Source organism: Thiomonas sp. (genome assembly GCF_054608695.1).
This window is the reverse complement of the sequence record NZ_JBTRXV010000001.1, coordinates 258,888-272,762: the sequence shown is the minus strand read 5'-3', so window position 1 is coordinate 272,762 and position 13,875 is coordinate 258,888. Positions and strand designations below refer to the sequence as shown.

Annotated in this window: 18 protein-coding genes; 16 read left to right on the top strand and 2 right to left on the bottom strand. The window is 63.9% G+C overall.

Annotated elements, in window-relative coordinates; genetic code table 11:
- Positions 1-356: 356 nt before the first annotated feature.
- The gene (locus tag ACYCUK_RS01785) at positions 357-920 is read right to left on the bottom strand and encodes a site-2 protease family protein (RefSeq protein ID WP_461593128.1); all 564 of its coding nucleotides are present in this window, start codon (positions 918-920) and stop codon (positions 357-359) included.
- Between the two features lie 7 nt (positions 921-927).
- Entirely contained in the window at positions 928-1,860 is a 933-nt protein-coding gene (locus ACYCUK_RS01780; protein ID WP_461593127.1) for a hypothetical protein, read from the bottom strand.
- A 200-nt stretch (positions 1,861-2,060) separates the two neighbouring features.
- Between ACYCUK_RS01780 and ACYCUK_RS01775 the strand changes: the two genes are divergently transcribed.
- The 16 genes from ACYCUK_RS01775 to ACYCUK_RS01700 all read left to right on the top strand — a co-directional run bounded on the left by ACYCUK_RS01775 (position 2,061) and on the right by ACYCUK_RS01700 (position 13,833).
- The gene (locus tag ACYCUK_RS01775) at positions 2,061-2,501 is read left to right on the top strand and encodes a hypothetical protein (protein WP_461593126.1); all 441 of its coding nucleotides are present in this window, start codon (positions 2,061-2,063) and stop codon (positions 2,499-2,501) included.
- A gap of 187 nt (positions 2,502-2,688) precedes the next feature.
- The gene (locus tag ACYCUK_RS01770; RefSeq protein ID WP_461593125.1) at positions 2,689-3,054 is read left to right on the top strand and encodes a hypothetical protein; all 366 of its coding nucleotides are present in this window, start codon (positions 2,689-2,691) and stop codon (positions 3,052-3,054) included.
- Positions 3,051-3,704: a thioredoxin domain-containing protein gene (locus tag ACYCUK_RS01765; protein ID WP_461593124.1), complete on the top strand. Its 654-nt coding sequence runs from the start codon at positions 3,051-3,053 to the stop codon at positions 3,702-3,704. The genes ACYCUK_RS01770 and ACYCUK_RS01765 overlap by 4 nt, the downstream gene beginning before the upstream one ends.
- On the top strand, positions 3,701-4,246 hold the full coding sequence (locus ACYCUK_RS01760; RefSeq protein ID WP_461593123.1) for an OmpA family protein: 546 nt from the start codon (positions 3,701-3,703) through the stop codon (positions 4,244-4,246). Before ACYCUK_RS01765 ends, ACYCUK_RS01760 begins: the two co-directional genes overlap by 4 nt.
- A gap of 153 nt (positions 4,247-4,399) precedes the next feature.
- Positions 4,400-4,759 carry a hypothetical protein gene (locus tag ACYCUK_RS01755; protein ID WP_461593122.1) on the top strand — a complete coding sequence of 120 codons (360 nt, stop codon included), beginning with the start codon at positions 4,400-4,402 and terminating at the stop codon, positions 4,757-4,759.
- Positions 4,760-4,777: 18 nt separating this feature from the next.
- Positions 4,778-5,266, top strand: a complete 489-nt coding sequence (locus ACYCUK_RS01750; RefSeq protein WP_461593121.1) for a lytic transglycosylase domain-containing protein — start codon at positions 4,778-4,780, stop codon at positions 5,264-5,266.
- A gap of 70 nt (positions 5,267-5,336) precedes the next feature.
- Positions 5,337-5,651: a TraA family conjugative transfer protein gene (traA, locus tag ACYCUK_RS01745; protein ID WP_461593120.1), complete on the top strand. Its 315-nt coding sequence runs from the start codon at positions 5,337-5,339 to the stop codon at positions 5,649-5,651.
- Positions 5,652-5,765: 114 nt separating this feature from the next.
- The gene (traL, locus tag ACYCUK_RS01740; RefSeq protein ID WP_461593119.1) at positions 5,766-6,062 is read left to right on the top strand and encodes a type IV conjugative transfer system protein TraL; all 297 of its coding nucleotides are present in this window, start codon (positions 5,766-5,768) and stop codon (positions 6,060-6,062) included.
- Positions 6,063-6,095: 33 nt separating this feature from the next.
- Entirely contained in the window at positions 6,096-6,656 is a 561-nt protein-coding gene (locus ACYCUK_RS01735; RefSeq protein WP_461593118.1) for a TraE/TraK family type IV conjugative transfer system protein, read from the top strand.
- Complete coding sequence (locus tag ACYCUK_RS01730; RefSeq protein WP_461593117.1) at positions 6,628-7,746, top strand: hypothetical protein; 1,119 nt, start codon at positions 6,628-6,630, stop codon at positions 7,744-7,746. The genes ACYCUK_RS01735 and ACYCUK_RS01730 overlap by 29 nt, the downstream gene beginning before the upstream one ends.
- Positions 7,736-9,031 (top strand): TraB/VirB10 family protein, encoded by a 1,296-nt coding sequence (locus tag ACYCUK_RS01725; RefSeq protein WP_461593116.1) that lies wholly within the window; start codon positions 7,736-7,738, stop codon positions 9,029-9,031. Before ACYCUK_RS01730 ends, ACYCUK_RS01725 begins: the two co-directional genes overlap by 11 nt.
- A complete protein-coding gene (locus ACYCUK_RS01720) occupies positions 9,028-9,390 on the top strand; it encodes a disulfide isomerase DsbC N-terminal domain-containing protein (RefSeq protein WP_461593115.1) in 363 nt (120 codons plus the stop codon). Before ACYCUK_RS01725 ends, ACYCUK_RS01720 begins: the two co-directional genes overlap by 4 nt.
- Before the next feature lie 3 nt (positions 9,391-9,393).
- The gene (locus ACYCUK_RS01715) at positions 9,394-9,978 is read left to right on the top strand and encodes a TraV family lipoprotein (RefSeq protein WP_461593114.1); all 585 of its coding nucleotides are present in this window, start codon (positions 9,394-9,396) and stop codon (positions 9,976-9,978) included.
- A gap of 33 nt (positions 9,979-10,011) precedes the next feature.
- A complete protein-coding gene (locus ACYCUK_RS01710) occupies positions 10,012-12,687 on the top strand; it encodes a TraC family protein (protein WP_461593113.1) in 2,676 nt (891 codons plus the stop codon).
- 46 nt (positions 12,688-12,733) lie between these two features.
- Complete coding sequence (locus tag ACYCUK_RS01705; protein ID WP_461593112.1) at positions 12,734-13,270, top strand: TrbI F-type domain-containing protein; 537 nt, start codon at positions 12,734-12,736, stop codon at positions 13,268-13,270.
- A complete protein-coding gene (locus ACYCUK_RS01700; protein WP_461593111.1) occupies positions 13,267-13,833 on the top strand; it encodes a S26 family signal peptidase in 567 nt (188 codons plus the stop codon). The genes ACYCUK_RS01705 and ACYCUK_RS01700 overlap by 4 nt, the downstream gene beginning before the upstream one ends.
- Positions 13,834-13,875: the final 42 nt, after the last annotated feature.

Genomic DNA, 13,875 nt, shown 5'->3' with positions numbered 1-13,875 from the left:
ATAGACCACAGTCGATGGATTGTGCCGCCATCTACCATAGTTTTGGTCACACCGGTAACCATAGCAGTTGGTAGACAATCAGGTCACACCGATAGAGGCGTCAAGTATGGCGGTAACGCAGATGGGAACCATTGAGGCGTAAACAGGAGTACCTGCGGGTGGTTCCCGCTGGAAGTAGCTGGTTGGCGGTTATTGGCCTGCAGTGATCTACCGAAAAGTGGCATATCTAAAAGCCATGTGATTTCACAGAGGCTCTCGCTACCACTACGGTTTTGGCTTTTTAGCCATTGACGGCAAAACCCTAAAATGACGGTCCATCAGAAATTTTAGGAAAAGGAGGCCGGTCCGGTCTTTCGCTAACCATGACCAAGCAACCATGGCCAGGCGGTCTCCCCGATCGCCCAGGTGGCGATGGCCCAGACGAAGCCGTTACCCACCCGGGAGGCCATGACCTTGGTTCGAGAGTGCAGGGGGTGGCCCAGACGCTCGACAAAGGCCACCAGGGCCGCCCATCCGTCCAAGGGCGGTACCGGCAGAAGATTGAAGGCCGCCAGGGCCAGGTTGAAGTTGGCCAGCAGCGCCAAGGCGTGATGCGGATCTCCGTTCGCCGCCAAGGGCGCCAGGGCCGCCAGTAGCCCGCCGTACAGGAGGTTGGCGAGCGGGCCGCCTAGCGCGATCCAGATCCGGAAGACCGGGGGGGCCTCCGGGTATCCGGCACCCGGTTCCACATAGGCCCCGATGGGAAACAGGTGCAGCCGAATCCGGCCCCAGGTGAAGAGCCTGGGACCGAAACCGATGCCCCAGGAAGCGACCGGTATCTGGTAATACCGGAGAACAGCCCAATGGCCCATCTCGTGGATCACAAGCACCATTATGGTGAGAATTGCGGCCGTTGTAAGGTACAGCAGATAGAGCCACATGCCCCGATCAGCGGCTACGGGTTTCGTATCGGTGGATCATGTCTTCGAACAGGACCTGCAATTCATCCGCATTTCCCCGAACGACATTCGCGCCCGCAAGTTGGTAGTCTTCCACCGGAAGATAGCCTGCTTCCATTCCCCGGCGAACCATGTCCAGCAGGTTACCATCATTCGGGCTTCGATCCCGGATCCGTAAGGCGAACAGGATATATTGTTTCCGGGGTAGGCTCCTGTCCGCCGGATCCACCTCAAACACGGTGTCCGAGATGGGTATGGCCTGCAGGAGGCCTCGTCCCAACTGCCCACTTTGGTACCAGTCGGCCAACTGATGGTTTATCTCTGCCCAGGGTCGAGCGACACCGCAGTGCAACTGCACCGCCACGATGTCCGCTTCTAATTCCGTATCGGCGGTTTCCAGGGGTTCCTCGATTTGTCCGGAACCGGTATCCAGATGTTCCTCCACCGTTAGCTCCAGTTCGAGTTGGACGGTGGCGGTGGCCGCCGGTAATGCCAAGACGTCTGCGGAACCCACTAGATCCAAAACGCTGGTACCGGAGATGGCGATTCGCAGGTAGAGAACGTCCAGCAAGGATTCGGCGTCTTCGGCGAAGGCGTCCTGCTGGTGGAGGTCGTCCACCCAGGTAATCAGTCGGTCCGTGACCGTGACCACGGCGATCAGCCGGGCTTCCTCTTCGGGATACCCGAAACCAAGCAGCACCAGGGACTCCAACGAGTCCAAGGTCTCCACCCAGGCACGGAAGGGAACCTGATCTTCCGTGCAGACGCCGGCCTCGATCAGGGGCATGAGCCCCGCCAGGACGGTCTCTACCAGATCGCGGTGCTCGGTCACCCGTTGGTCCCATGCCCGTCGTTCCGCCTCCCGTTCCGCGCGAATTTGCGCCTGGTGCCGGGTGAATGCTTCAGGAAGCGTAATCGCCATAACCGCCGTCTCCAATCAGTAAAAGGCCGGGTCCACGCCAAAGTGGCGGTGCTCCCAGTGTCGGGTCCCCGGCTCCAGTATAGGTTCAGGCGCGTCACAACCAGCCAAGGCCCAAAAGATGCCTCCTGACAGCCTTGATACACTGATGCTATACTAACGCACGATCAATGTCGATCGCATTCCAGGGCAGGAGCAACACCATGGCTGCACAACAGAAAGGGAACAAAGAGCTGACCGGGGCATTGTTCCCGGAGAAGAACAAGAAAAACGAAAAGGGGCCCGACGTAACGGGTACCGCTACCGTTGGCGGGGTCGAGTACCGCATCGCCGGATGGAAGCGCGAAGCGGCCAGCGGCTCGGGTGCCTTCTTCTCGCTCGCCTTCGAGCACGGAGACGAGAAGTCGACCCGCGACTCGAAGGAACTGACGGGCGTGTTGTTCCCCGAGAAAGAGAAGAAGAACGAGAATGGCCCAGACGTGACCGGAACCTGCCACATCCAAGGGGTCGAATACCGGCTGGCAGGCTGGAAAAAGACCTCCGCCGCAGGCAACGCCTATTACAGCCTGAGCCTCGAGTTACCCCGCAAGGGCGGCCAGGCAGCGCCGGCTCCCGCTGCTGCGCCTATCGACGAAGACTTCTAAGGCAGTTGGCACCTTTAACCCGCTTTCGAGCGGGTTTTTTGTGCCCGAAGTCCGCCCCGGCCCGTGGCACCGAGGCCGGCAGTGCGAAGGCCGTTCCTATACTGTCCCAGCGCCTGATTCCGGAGAGGTCCCTGGGCCAGACGGAATTCTACGGCGGAAATCATCTCGACGGTAGACGGAGTAAGCCATGCTGGTGAAAGAGATTGGCGGCCTGCTGATGCTGGCCTTCATTGTTTGGATTTTCCTGACCCCAGAGCCGACGGTTCGCATCGAGCGGGCTTGTGCCCCCATCGGTTGGGGCGGCAACGTGGCGACGTCTCTGGCCGCGCTGTCCACTCCAAAGGGGCAGTTTTACGTTCAGCAAGGAATGGACAAAATGACCTATGGTTGCGAGTACGCGATCTGGCGGCTCTTCTACCAGGCCCAGTACAACCAGTACCAGATGCTCCTGGCCGCGCATCCCAACCTGGCGCAGTCCACCGCGGCTACCGCGTCGGCGGCGTCCGTAGCACCCCCGGCCAACCCGTCTGCCACGAAGCCGGGGGCGTCTTGAACGGCTGGAGATCGAAAACACTGCTCGGAGCCGGCCTGCTGCTGGCCAGCTGGATGACGCATGCGGACCCCGTCTACCTGGTGGAGCTGGCCAATTTCGCCTGCCCCCACTGCGACCACATGCACGCGTATGAGCCGGGAATCGCCCAGGCAGTCAAGGCTACCGGAGGCGAGTTCGATTTTGCGCCGGCGCCAGCGGAGAAGCAATCAGATTCCGCAGCCAAGATCTATTACGCGGCCCGCCAACAGGGGCCGGTGATCGCGGCGGAGACGGAATCCCTGTTGTTCGAGGCGATGGCCGTCGACGGCTTGCCGGTGCAGAACGCCACGCAAGGAATCGTCTTCCTGCAGCAGGACTGGCCGAAAACCATCCCGGCCCCGGATTATGACAAGCTGGCGCGGGACACCGCCGACGCCGCCGTAGAGGCCGCCGCGAACAAGGCGATCACTCTGGGGGCCGACATGGGCGCCTCACGGCTACCCGCTTTTATCTTCATCCAGAATGGCGCCCCCGTCGGCATGCTCGCCCGGGGCGCCCGGTATCCGACCATGCCGCGCTTACGCCAGGCGGTACTGCAGGCCATCGGCCTGTATGCGACCGGAGCCAGGCTCCCCGCCTCCACACCTCCCGCTGCAAAGGATCTGTCATGATCGCCATGATTTCGTACGCCCATCACTTCGAACGCCCGGCTGGGGAACAAGCCCAGGTGCGGGTCGCCCGTTCCGGAAACTGGGAGCTGGGCGCCGAAGGCCGGGTAACCCCCGTTCGAGAGGTGCACCCCAAGCTCCACCAGCCTGTAGCGGCCCCGGAATCGGCCGACATACGTCCGGGGCACTCGATCCGGTGGGGAGCGGACCTGCTGCGCCCTGTTCAGTCGGTGTTCTTCCCCTTCAATCGGTCCCAGGTGTCGAAACGGGCGCTGGCCCGGCTCCGAAGCATCCCGCCAGGGGACTACGTGGTGATCGGCTTTGCATCCTGGCCCGGCACCTTCGCTTATAATGCCGGCCTTGGGGCTCTGCGGGCGTACCATGTCATTTCCGCGCTGAGGCAGGATGGCGACCGGATTCTGGCTTCCCCGGTCAGCATGGGGAACTGGCACGCCTCCCACGATCCCAAGAAGTTCGCACGGGATCAGCGCGCCACGGTCTACCGGATGCAGGCCATCCTCAAAGATGGAGACGGGAAACACTAGCAGTATACAAAAATTGTAGTTATACTCGGAACCAGATCATTCCTGCTCTGCTTCCGGTCCAGATTCGGGGGTGGCCGTAGGCGGTTCCGAATGGCGGAATGTTCCGCGCCCTGGGAAACCAGGTAGTCTCTCTCACCGTAGAAGGAGTATGCAATGAACCATTTTTACATGGCGGGCCGGATTCAGCAAGTTCGGGTCCATGGCGGGAAGCGATCGGTTGCGGAAGGCGGAAAACCACCTTCGGCGATCATCCTGCTGCAATATGGCGTCGCTCGGGAAGGCGGGAACGGCCCCGTGGAGTTTCTGAACGCAGCCCTGATCCGCATCCCGGCTTTCCGCTACGACAAGATCGCGGACAAGCTGGTGGAAGGCGCGCTGGTCTCCGTAGCCGGACATATCCAGGGCATCATGAAGCAGGCCATGGGTGAAGGCTACATCACGTCGGAGCTGGTGGCTGACAACGTGCGCTTCGAGGATATGTCGTTCCTGCTCGAGACGGAAGTCGACGCCTAACCTGCCGAGGACGCTTGCATGGTTGGACTGCCGCCTCCCATTCCGGCCCAGTTCGCGGTGTGCGCCGAGCGGGCGGCCGCGCGGTATCACCTGCCGGCGCAACTGGTGGAAGCCATCATCCACCAGGAGAGCGGCCGGGTAGGTCATGTCGTCTGGGACCGCAACGGCACCTATGACATCGGGCCCATGCAGGTGAACTCCTGCTGGCTGTCCAAGCTCGCCCAGTACGGGATTACCCGGCCGATGGTCGAAGGGAATGCTTGCGAGAATATCGCGATTGGATCCTGGATACTGGCCCGGAATCTGGCCCATTACGGGGTAACCGGGACCAACTATGTCCAGCATCCGGCCCAGTTGGGCTATGCCATCATGGCCTATAACATCGGGACGCGGTGGACGGCCGATACCTATCCGATCGGATTGCGCTATGCCCGGTCCGTGCTGATCTACTGGCATGGGCTATACCGGGAGACGGTCGCCGCCGTCAGAGCCGGTTCCGAATCGTAATAGCGACTGTTGCTATATTGAAGTGCCGTGCCTTACGGCCACTTTATAATGATAACAGGAGCGACACCGCATGCGTATCTCATCCCTTTTCTCCAAGCGCGGCCTCCAGTTGGCGGCGCTCGCCTCCGGCCTTGGCGCGGCGGCCCCCGCCATGGCGGCCCAGAACACCGCCGACCCGTTCTACACCTTCTCCAACACGGTTCAGGAATGGGCCGCAGGGCCGCTGGGCGTCGGACTGGCCGTCACCATGTTGCTGGTTGGCGCCGGCATCGGGGTGGCCAAGAACTCGCCGCTTCCCGCCTTGTCAGGCGTGGCCGGCGCCGCCTTTCTGCACTGGGGTCCCACCGTCATCACCACGATGATGGGCGCTGGAGCGGTGATCTAATCCGGGTCACAGGAAATACCCGAACCGCCCGAAAAGGCTGTTCCACCCGTAGCGATACGGGTCCTATTTTGAATCGGACGATTCTCTGGAATCGGCCATACGGAACTGAAAACCATGGCAAACGGAGACATCCATCGGATCGCGCGGGATCTGGACAAGCCGATCCCGATCCTCTTCTGGGATCCGGTGGAGTTTGTCATCGCCGTGTCGATGGTAGGCTTCGGCGTGCTCGTCAACATGTGGGTCATCGGCATGTTGGCGGGCGCGGCGGTTCTGGTGCTGTCCACCAAACTCAAGCGGGGCGCCAAGCCGGGAGCGGTACAGCATTGGCTCTGGTCCCTGGGGCTGCAGGTGGACCCCGCATTGAAGCAGCGGTTTCTGCCGAGCTGGAAAAACGATTTCTTCGAATGATCGCCGGGTACCGGCCCCAAGAGAGGTCTCTGGATGTCTGCTGCAAATTATCCTGAAGCTCTGGTAAAAGCCTTCCGGGAAGGCCGGGCCTGGCGGTTCGCGGCCTTCGCCTTCGCCGGATTCGCGCTGATCTTTGCCGGGGGCCTGGTGTATGTGTCCACCCATTCCCCGACCACCCTGGTGCCGTACGGGTTTGCGATGGCCAAGGGGCCGGTAACGGTAAAAGCCGGAAGTGCCGCAAATGGCGCGTACCTGTCGTATGTCGCGCAAGCGGACCTGGGGCTGATCCTCGACTGGACCCCGGATACCGTCAAAGCCCAGTACGACCGGTTCATGAACCGGCTCAGCCCCAGCCTTTACGCGGCGGAACAGGCCAAGCTGGTAGCGGCGGCCAAGCTGAACAAACAGAACGATGTGACCGAGGCCTTCTATGCGAACCACATCCAGTACAGCGGCGACACCGTGCAGGTGTCAGGCTTGCTGAAACAATGGGCGGGGCAGACGGTGATCCTGTCCCGGCCGGTTACCTACACCTTGACCTATGCATTCACGGATGGAACTCCCTATGTCACGAACCTCAGCACGCCCCGGTAATCCGCTGCGCCAGCCGTTGCTGGCGGCTGTTCTCCTCACCCTGGCGATCCCGACGGCCTGGGCGGCTTCCGCTGGGACGGCGATCCCCCTGGCGGCGAGCGCGCCCGTCCAGGTCCAGAACCTCGAGACGGGTCCATCGCTTCCGGCCACCGTCACCCCTGGCCGGATCCTGACCCCAGGGGCGGCCCCGGCCGCCGTAAACCCGGCCCCTGTCCCGTCACCGGCCGCCCCGGCTTCGGCTGCGGGAACGCCGGCCGGCCTGAATGGCGCTCCGGAAGTGGAAACCACCCCGGCCGGCCGCAAGCTGGATCAGGGCTTGGCCCAACTGGGGATGAAACCGGTGATCCCGGGAGACCATCCGGCCGTGCGGCCGGTCCGCCACGAGGCGCCCCGGCCTCGATGGACGCCGCCGCGCCATGCGCGAACCCGGACGGTGAAACCCGCCGTGTCCGTGGTTCCCCGCGGGGAGCTGGTCCTGTCCAACACGCAGCTGAACATCCTCCGATTCCCGGTCGCGATCAAGCACCTGTGGTTCCCGGCCGATACGCCGGTCGTCGGCAAGCCCGCCTATTTCGCAGACAACCATGCTGTGATGGTTCAATTCCAGCCCGGGGTCCAAAGTCAGGTGCAGTTGATGGTGGAGTTGGCCAACGGGTCCGTCCTTTCCAAGGAAGCGGAACTCAGGGCCGGTCCCGGCGCCGTTTACGACCTGGGGGGCCATTCCGGCCTGATTCCCGGAGACTCGGCTCCCGCCTCCGAACCGGCTGCTCCGGACTCCAACGGCATGGCCGCGGTACGGCTGCTGCAAGGCGTGGTACAGGGCCGGATTCCCCATGGATTCGATCCGGCGCCGTTGCCGGCGCCTACGGTGTTCACGGCCTTTACCGCCAATCCGGTCATGGTCTGGAAAGATACCACCAGCAATCTGGCGATCTATGTATTCCAGCTCAAGGCGATGGGCGCCCCGGCGAAAGTCGCCCCCCCGGAATTCTACCGTCCCGGAGTGGAGGCCGTCTTGCTGACGTCCGACACCGTCACCCCGGCGGACGGTCCCTTCCTCTACGTGGTGGAGGCGTTCCATGGCGAATAACGACGACGCGCCGAAGACACCCCCGGCCGCCGGCGGCGCTCCGTCCTTGCGCGTCAAGGTAAAAACCTCCGGCATCAAGGGCCGGTTCGCGGCGCTACGCCCGGCGAGTCCCCGCACGCGATGGCTGCTCCTGGGGGCGGCCATCGCCGTCGGCGGAATCATCTTTTCGACGATGACGGCCAGCGGACCGTCCAAGGCACCGCCTCCCGCCAAGCAGCAGCACTTCATCAATGTCACGCCGAACGGGGCCGGGGCCCAGACCTGGCAGGCCCAGTCCCAAGGGAAAGTGGAGGCCTTGCAGTCCCAGCTGGGAGCCCTGCAGAACCAGGTCTCCGGCCTGAAGCAGGCCATGCAGGCCCAGACCCAGGCTCTGCAAAGCGCGACGGAGTCCTTGCAGACCCTGCACAACACCGCAGGCGCTCCGACCAAGGCGGGAACCGCGCCGGAGAAATCCAACCTGGGGTCGCTACCCTTGCCGCCACCGCCACCGCCCGTGCCGGTGAGTTCCCTGCCACAGATGCCGGCCGCACCGGGGAACCAGATTCTGGAATACAGCCCGAGTACCCCCGCCGGCAAGTCCGCCGTGGCGTCCAGAACGGACTATGCCAAGAACAAGTATGCCGGCTATATCCCCGTGGGCTCGTTCATGCCCGTCGTGCTCCTGAACGGTGTCGACGCTGGAACCAGTTCGCAGACCCAGAGCAACCCGCAACCGATCCTGGTGCGCATCCAGGGGAACGCCATCCTGCCCGGTTCCGCCCGCTATCAGCTGAAAAGCTGTTTCGTGCTGATGTCCGCGTACGGCAACCTGTCGGCGCAGCGGGTATACGGCCGGGCCGCCGAACTGTCCTGCGTGGACCAGGACGACCACCTGGTGCTGAACCAGCCGATCAAAGGCTACCTGGTCGATTCGGATGGCGTGCTGGGGCTTCGGGGCAAGGTCATCAACCGGCAGGGCGCCTTGCTGGCGCGGGCCTTGCTCGCCGGGTTCGCCTCCGGCCTGGGCCAGGCATTGACCAACGCGCAGGGCACCATGTCCTCGTCCGCGCTGGGCGCGGTCCAAACCGTTTCGGGTTCGCGGATCATGAGCCAGGGGGCCTATTCGGGAGCCGGCAACGCGGCCAACCTGCTGGCCCAGTTCTACCTGAAGCAGGCACAAAGCATCTTCCCGGTCGTCGCCGTGCGCGCCGGACGTAAGGCCACCCTGGTGATCACCAACGGCGAGAGCCTGACCTGGCACGACTACGGCAGCCTGTACGCCAAAGAAGTGACCCCGCAGAAATGATGACGCTGCCATCCGTTCCGATTCCAGCCCCATCGGCCGCCGCCATCTGCCGGGCTCAGGTCGGAGAAAGCCCCGGCCAGGTCCTCCGGGAAATGCGGGAACGTCTTCCCCGGACGCCGATGATCCGGGCCCAGAAGACCCCGCTCCCGGGGGTAACGGCCATCACCCTGGCCAACGGGCAGCAGGTGTACGCCGTGGACGGCAGCAACTACCTGGTGATCGGGGTGATTTATGACCTCAACACCGGCAAGACGCTGCAGAACACCCTGGACCCGCGAACTCCGGTTTCCGCGGCGGAAACCACCACCCCGTCGTCAGCGATGGCGGAGTATCACCACTTTCTCGCTCCAAAGGATTGACCCATGAAAAGCGCACATCTCCTTTCCCTTCCCGCCCTGGCGCTCGCCGTGGCCTTGTCCGGCTGCGCGACCACGCCGCACAGCTGCCCCCTGGACCACGGGCTGGGCTGCCACAGCCAGATGCAGGCGTACCAGGCGGCCCTTCACGGAGGCGGAAACCAGCAGTCGGTATTCGGCGCACCCAGCGTTCGGCCGGGCGTTCCGGTTGCCGCCCCGAGCGGGGCCATCCTCGGAACGCCCGGGGGCTACCCCCAGGCCGGCGCGGGAGGAACCCCGGTATGGACTCCGGGCCAGGTGTACCGGGCCTGGACGGCCCCCTGGACGGATGCCGAAGGGTACCTGCACAGCGGCGGGTATGTGTATTTCAATACCCCCGGCCACTGGAGCTACGGCAGCCTGACCGCGTCCGGCCCCGCGGCGGGGGTCCTCCATCCCATCAAGCCGTCCGCGCTGGGATTCACTCCCGGCGGCTCCGTGGCTCAGGGAAAGCAGGAGAACCCGTCCGTCGCGGGCGGCACCCGGGCCGCCATGGGGGCCATCGACAACAGCGGCGGCGTTACCCAGCCTGCGGAACAAATCACGCAGTAATCGGCTCGACGGCGAGCGACAAAGGACGGAATCGTGACACGGTGGCTCAAGCAGTTAAAACTGGGACGAAAGGTGGGCGCCATCCGGGACTGGGTGGCGCCGGAGCCGCCATTGCCGACCCCCCAGAGCCTGCTGACGGCGGCGGACCTGCTGGAGCACGACAAATTCTCGCAGCTGCTGACCTACACGGACTATGACGAGTCACGCAAGCTCTTCTTCATGGACGACAAGGACGACTTGCTGGCGGTCGGCTTCGCCTTGCAGTATTGGCCCCTGCTGCTGACGGGGACCGATGCCGAAAACCAGCTGGAGGCGGTGATCATGGGCTGCCCGGCCAATACGGTCCTCCAGTTCGGCGTGCTGTCCTACCCGGGAGTGGATGGTTTCCTGGACACCTGGGCCAGGGCGCGGGTCGCCAAGACGGAAAACCCGCTACTGCGGCAGATGGCCTTGCGACGCCGGGATTTCATGCGCTACACGGCGCTCAACGGCGGACCCAGCCTGCTGCCGCAGACCGAACTGCATCCGCGCGCGATCCATTACATGCTGAGCGTCCGGATCCCGTTTCACGGCGATCCGGCGTCCGCCCGGGAGGTGGAAGGCTTCCTCAAGCAGGTCCTGGATGTGCGGGACTCCACCATCGGTTCGCTGGCCAGCATCGGAATCCCGGCCGTCGTCATGGGCCGAACCGAGGTGGAACGCATCCTGCGCATCATGCTCAACCCCCAGATCCCGGTTTCCGCCCTGGACCGGCTGGCCACGCCGGGCCTCCCGTTCGGCGCGGACCTGATCGACCGCAGTACGCGGATGGCGGCGTTGCACGGCGGGGGAATCGCGTTCGGCATGAAACCGCTTCCGGACATGGACGATCACACGGAAGTCATCGCCGCCGATGAGGACCCCCTGGTGTGCGTCAGCATCACCGCCGACGCCCTGCCGTCCCCCTTGTACCTCGGGCACACGGGAGACCTGCTGGGGTCCCAGGCTTCGCGGGAAGACCGGATCCACAATCCGTTCTGGGCGTATACCAACATCCACATCCTGGACCCGGACAAGGCATCGGAGGCGCTGACCGCGAAGCTGGGCGGCCTGAACAAGCAGGCGATGTCCGAATCGCCCTGGTACCGGTCGATGATGTCCCACCTGTATACGCGCCGGGATGACGCGACCTATCTCCTGGAGCAGTTACGGCAGGGGAAGAACCTGACGCGTGCCTACGTCGGGATCAATATCTACACGACGGCCACCAATGCCAAGCGGGACGGAGAATATGTTCGGGGGCTCTGGCGCAAAAACGGATTCCGGGCCTCTCCGGAGCGGTACATCCACTTGCCGGCGTTCGTCGCCAGCCTGCCGATGCAGTACACCCCCCAAATGGACCCGCCGAACCGGGGCCTGCAGCGCGCCACCACCATGCACTCGCTCAACGCGGCCTGCCTGGCCCACGTCCAGGGAGACTGGTCCGGGCACGATCCGTCGCGCGGAGGCCCGCTGCTGGTCTCCCGACGGGGACAGGTGGCGTGTGTCGACCTCTTGAAGGCGACGACCAACTACAACTTCGTCGTGGTCGCGGCATCCGGCGCCGGCAAAAGCTTTCTGACCAACGAGATCGTATCGGATTTCCTGTCCAAGGGCGGGCTGGTTCGGATCATCGACGTGGGTCGCAGTTACCAGCGCTTCTGTGAAATCATGGGCGGTCAGAACATGATCTTCGACCCGCGCAACCCGGTCTCGATGAATCCGTTTTCCGGTGTTTGCACACCGGAAGACCTGTCGGAACTGATGCCGATGATGAAGGCGCTGCTCCGGCAGATGGCCTATCCGCTGACCGACGAGGCGAACACGCCGGCCTGGGAATACCAGGCGCTGGAAACGGCCATCACGGCGGCCTGGCAGGAGAAGGGCGAGGAAACCGAGCTCTCCGACGTATACACCTGGCTGCTGGAACACGGCGACGCCCGGGCCAAGGACCTCGCCTTCCAGTTGGCGCCGTTCGCCATCGGGCGTTACGCTCCCTGGTTCAGCGGGGTACGGCGGATGTCCTTCAACAACGACCTGGTCGTGGTCGAGCTGGAGGAATTGAAGAGCGACCCGGAACTGCAAACCATCGTGCTGACCATGTGCATCAACCAGATCACCAAGGAGATGTACCTGTCGGACCGGCGCAAGCCCAAGCTGCTGGCCATCGACGAAGCCTGGGATCTGCTGGGAAACGTCAGGACCGGCAAGTTCATCGAGACCGCCTTCCGGCGAGCCCGGAAATACAACGGCATCGCGGGAGTCATCACCCAGTCCTTCGAGGATTTCGAGAAGTCCCCGGCCGCCCGGGCCGCCATCGAGAACGCCGCCTGGCAATTCGTGCTGTACCAGCGGCCGGAATCGCTGGAATTCGCCATCACGAACAAGCGCATTGTCGGCGATGAACGTCTGCTCGCCATTCTGAAATCGGTTCGTTCCGGGCTGGGTTTCTCCGAACTGTACATCCGCTCGGAAGACGGGCAAGGACTCTACCGGTTCATTACCGATCGGCACTCCTACTGGACGTTCACCACCAATCCGATCGACCTCGCCAAGATCGCCAACCTGACGGAACAGGGGATCCCCCTGCCGGAGATCATCGACCGGATGGCCCGCGCCGACTATCAGGAGCGATGGGGGGCGCCGGACCTGGCGGAAGCGCTCGCTACACTGGAAGGCAAAAGCCTGTAATCACCCACTGTGCGCCGCAAGGCGCCTTTCACCGGAGAGTCCATCCATGGAATCCAGATCATCCTTATTCGCCGCCGTGGCCGGAATCGCCCTGGTCTGCGGGGCGCTGGGCGGCGCGGGCGGCGTTTGGCTCGGAAGTCATTTCGGCGTGCTCTCGGTAGGCCAGCCGAAGATCGTGACCTTCGACGTCACCAAGCTGATCAACGCCGAACGGGCGGTCGCCGGCGGCTTGCTGGGCAAGACCAAGAACGAAAACGCCTCCATCGTCCTGGCCCGGGTCAGCAGCCTCGTACGCAGGACGATCACCCAGGAGGCCGGGCCGGGAACGATCGTCCTGGTCAAGCAGGGCGTGGTCTCGAAAAACGTCCCGGACATCACCGATTCGGTGCTGGCTCAGCTCGGGCTGCCGGCGAAAGCCACGACCGCGACTCCGATGCGCTATGCCACGCAGATCGCCCCGACGGACATGAGCTACAGCTACGCGGGGCAGGCCCAGCAGCGGCAGATCCAGCAGACCTGGCAGAAGACCATCCAGGAGAATGCCCAGAACCAGCGCGCCCAGAACGCGGCGGTACTGCCTTGACGAAGCCGGAATCCCCGGTTCCCGCCAGGCTCACCTGGGGGCGGGCGCTGGGACTGATCATCGCCGCCTGGGCCGTGGTGGTCCTGATCGGTTCCCAACCGTTCCGCCCCCTGGTCAACACCAGCGCCAGCGAGCCGCTGGGCCTTTACTTGGTGCACCGTTTCGGAAGCCACCCCCCGGCTCTGCGACCGGGGGAACTGGTCAGTTTCCACTACCGGGCGCCGGCCTGGGCCAAGGGCCGGTATTACCGGACGGGCGCCCGGTTCCTCAAGCGGGTGGGGGCCGTTCCCGGCGCCTGGCTATTCACGCGCGGGCGGCAGCAGTTCGCTTGTCCGGACGATCAGTTTGATGCGCAGTGCCGGACCCTGGGCACCATGCTCGCGACGGATCCGAAAGGCCGGCCCATGCGCTGGCCGCACTGGAATGGCTACCGGATCTCCGCCGGCGAATACTACATGCAGGCCACCCTGGTCTCGACCAGCTACGACTCCCGCTACTACGGCCTGGTGCAGGCCAGCCAGCTGATCGGAGCCGCCGCCCCCGTCTGGACCTGGGGCAAATAGCCAGCGCATGCCGAAGTACCTTCCGGCGCTCCCGCCGGAATT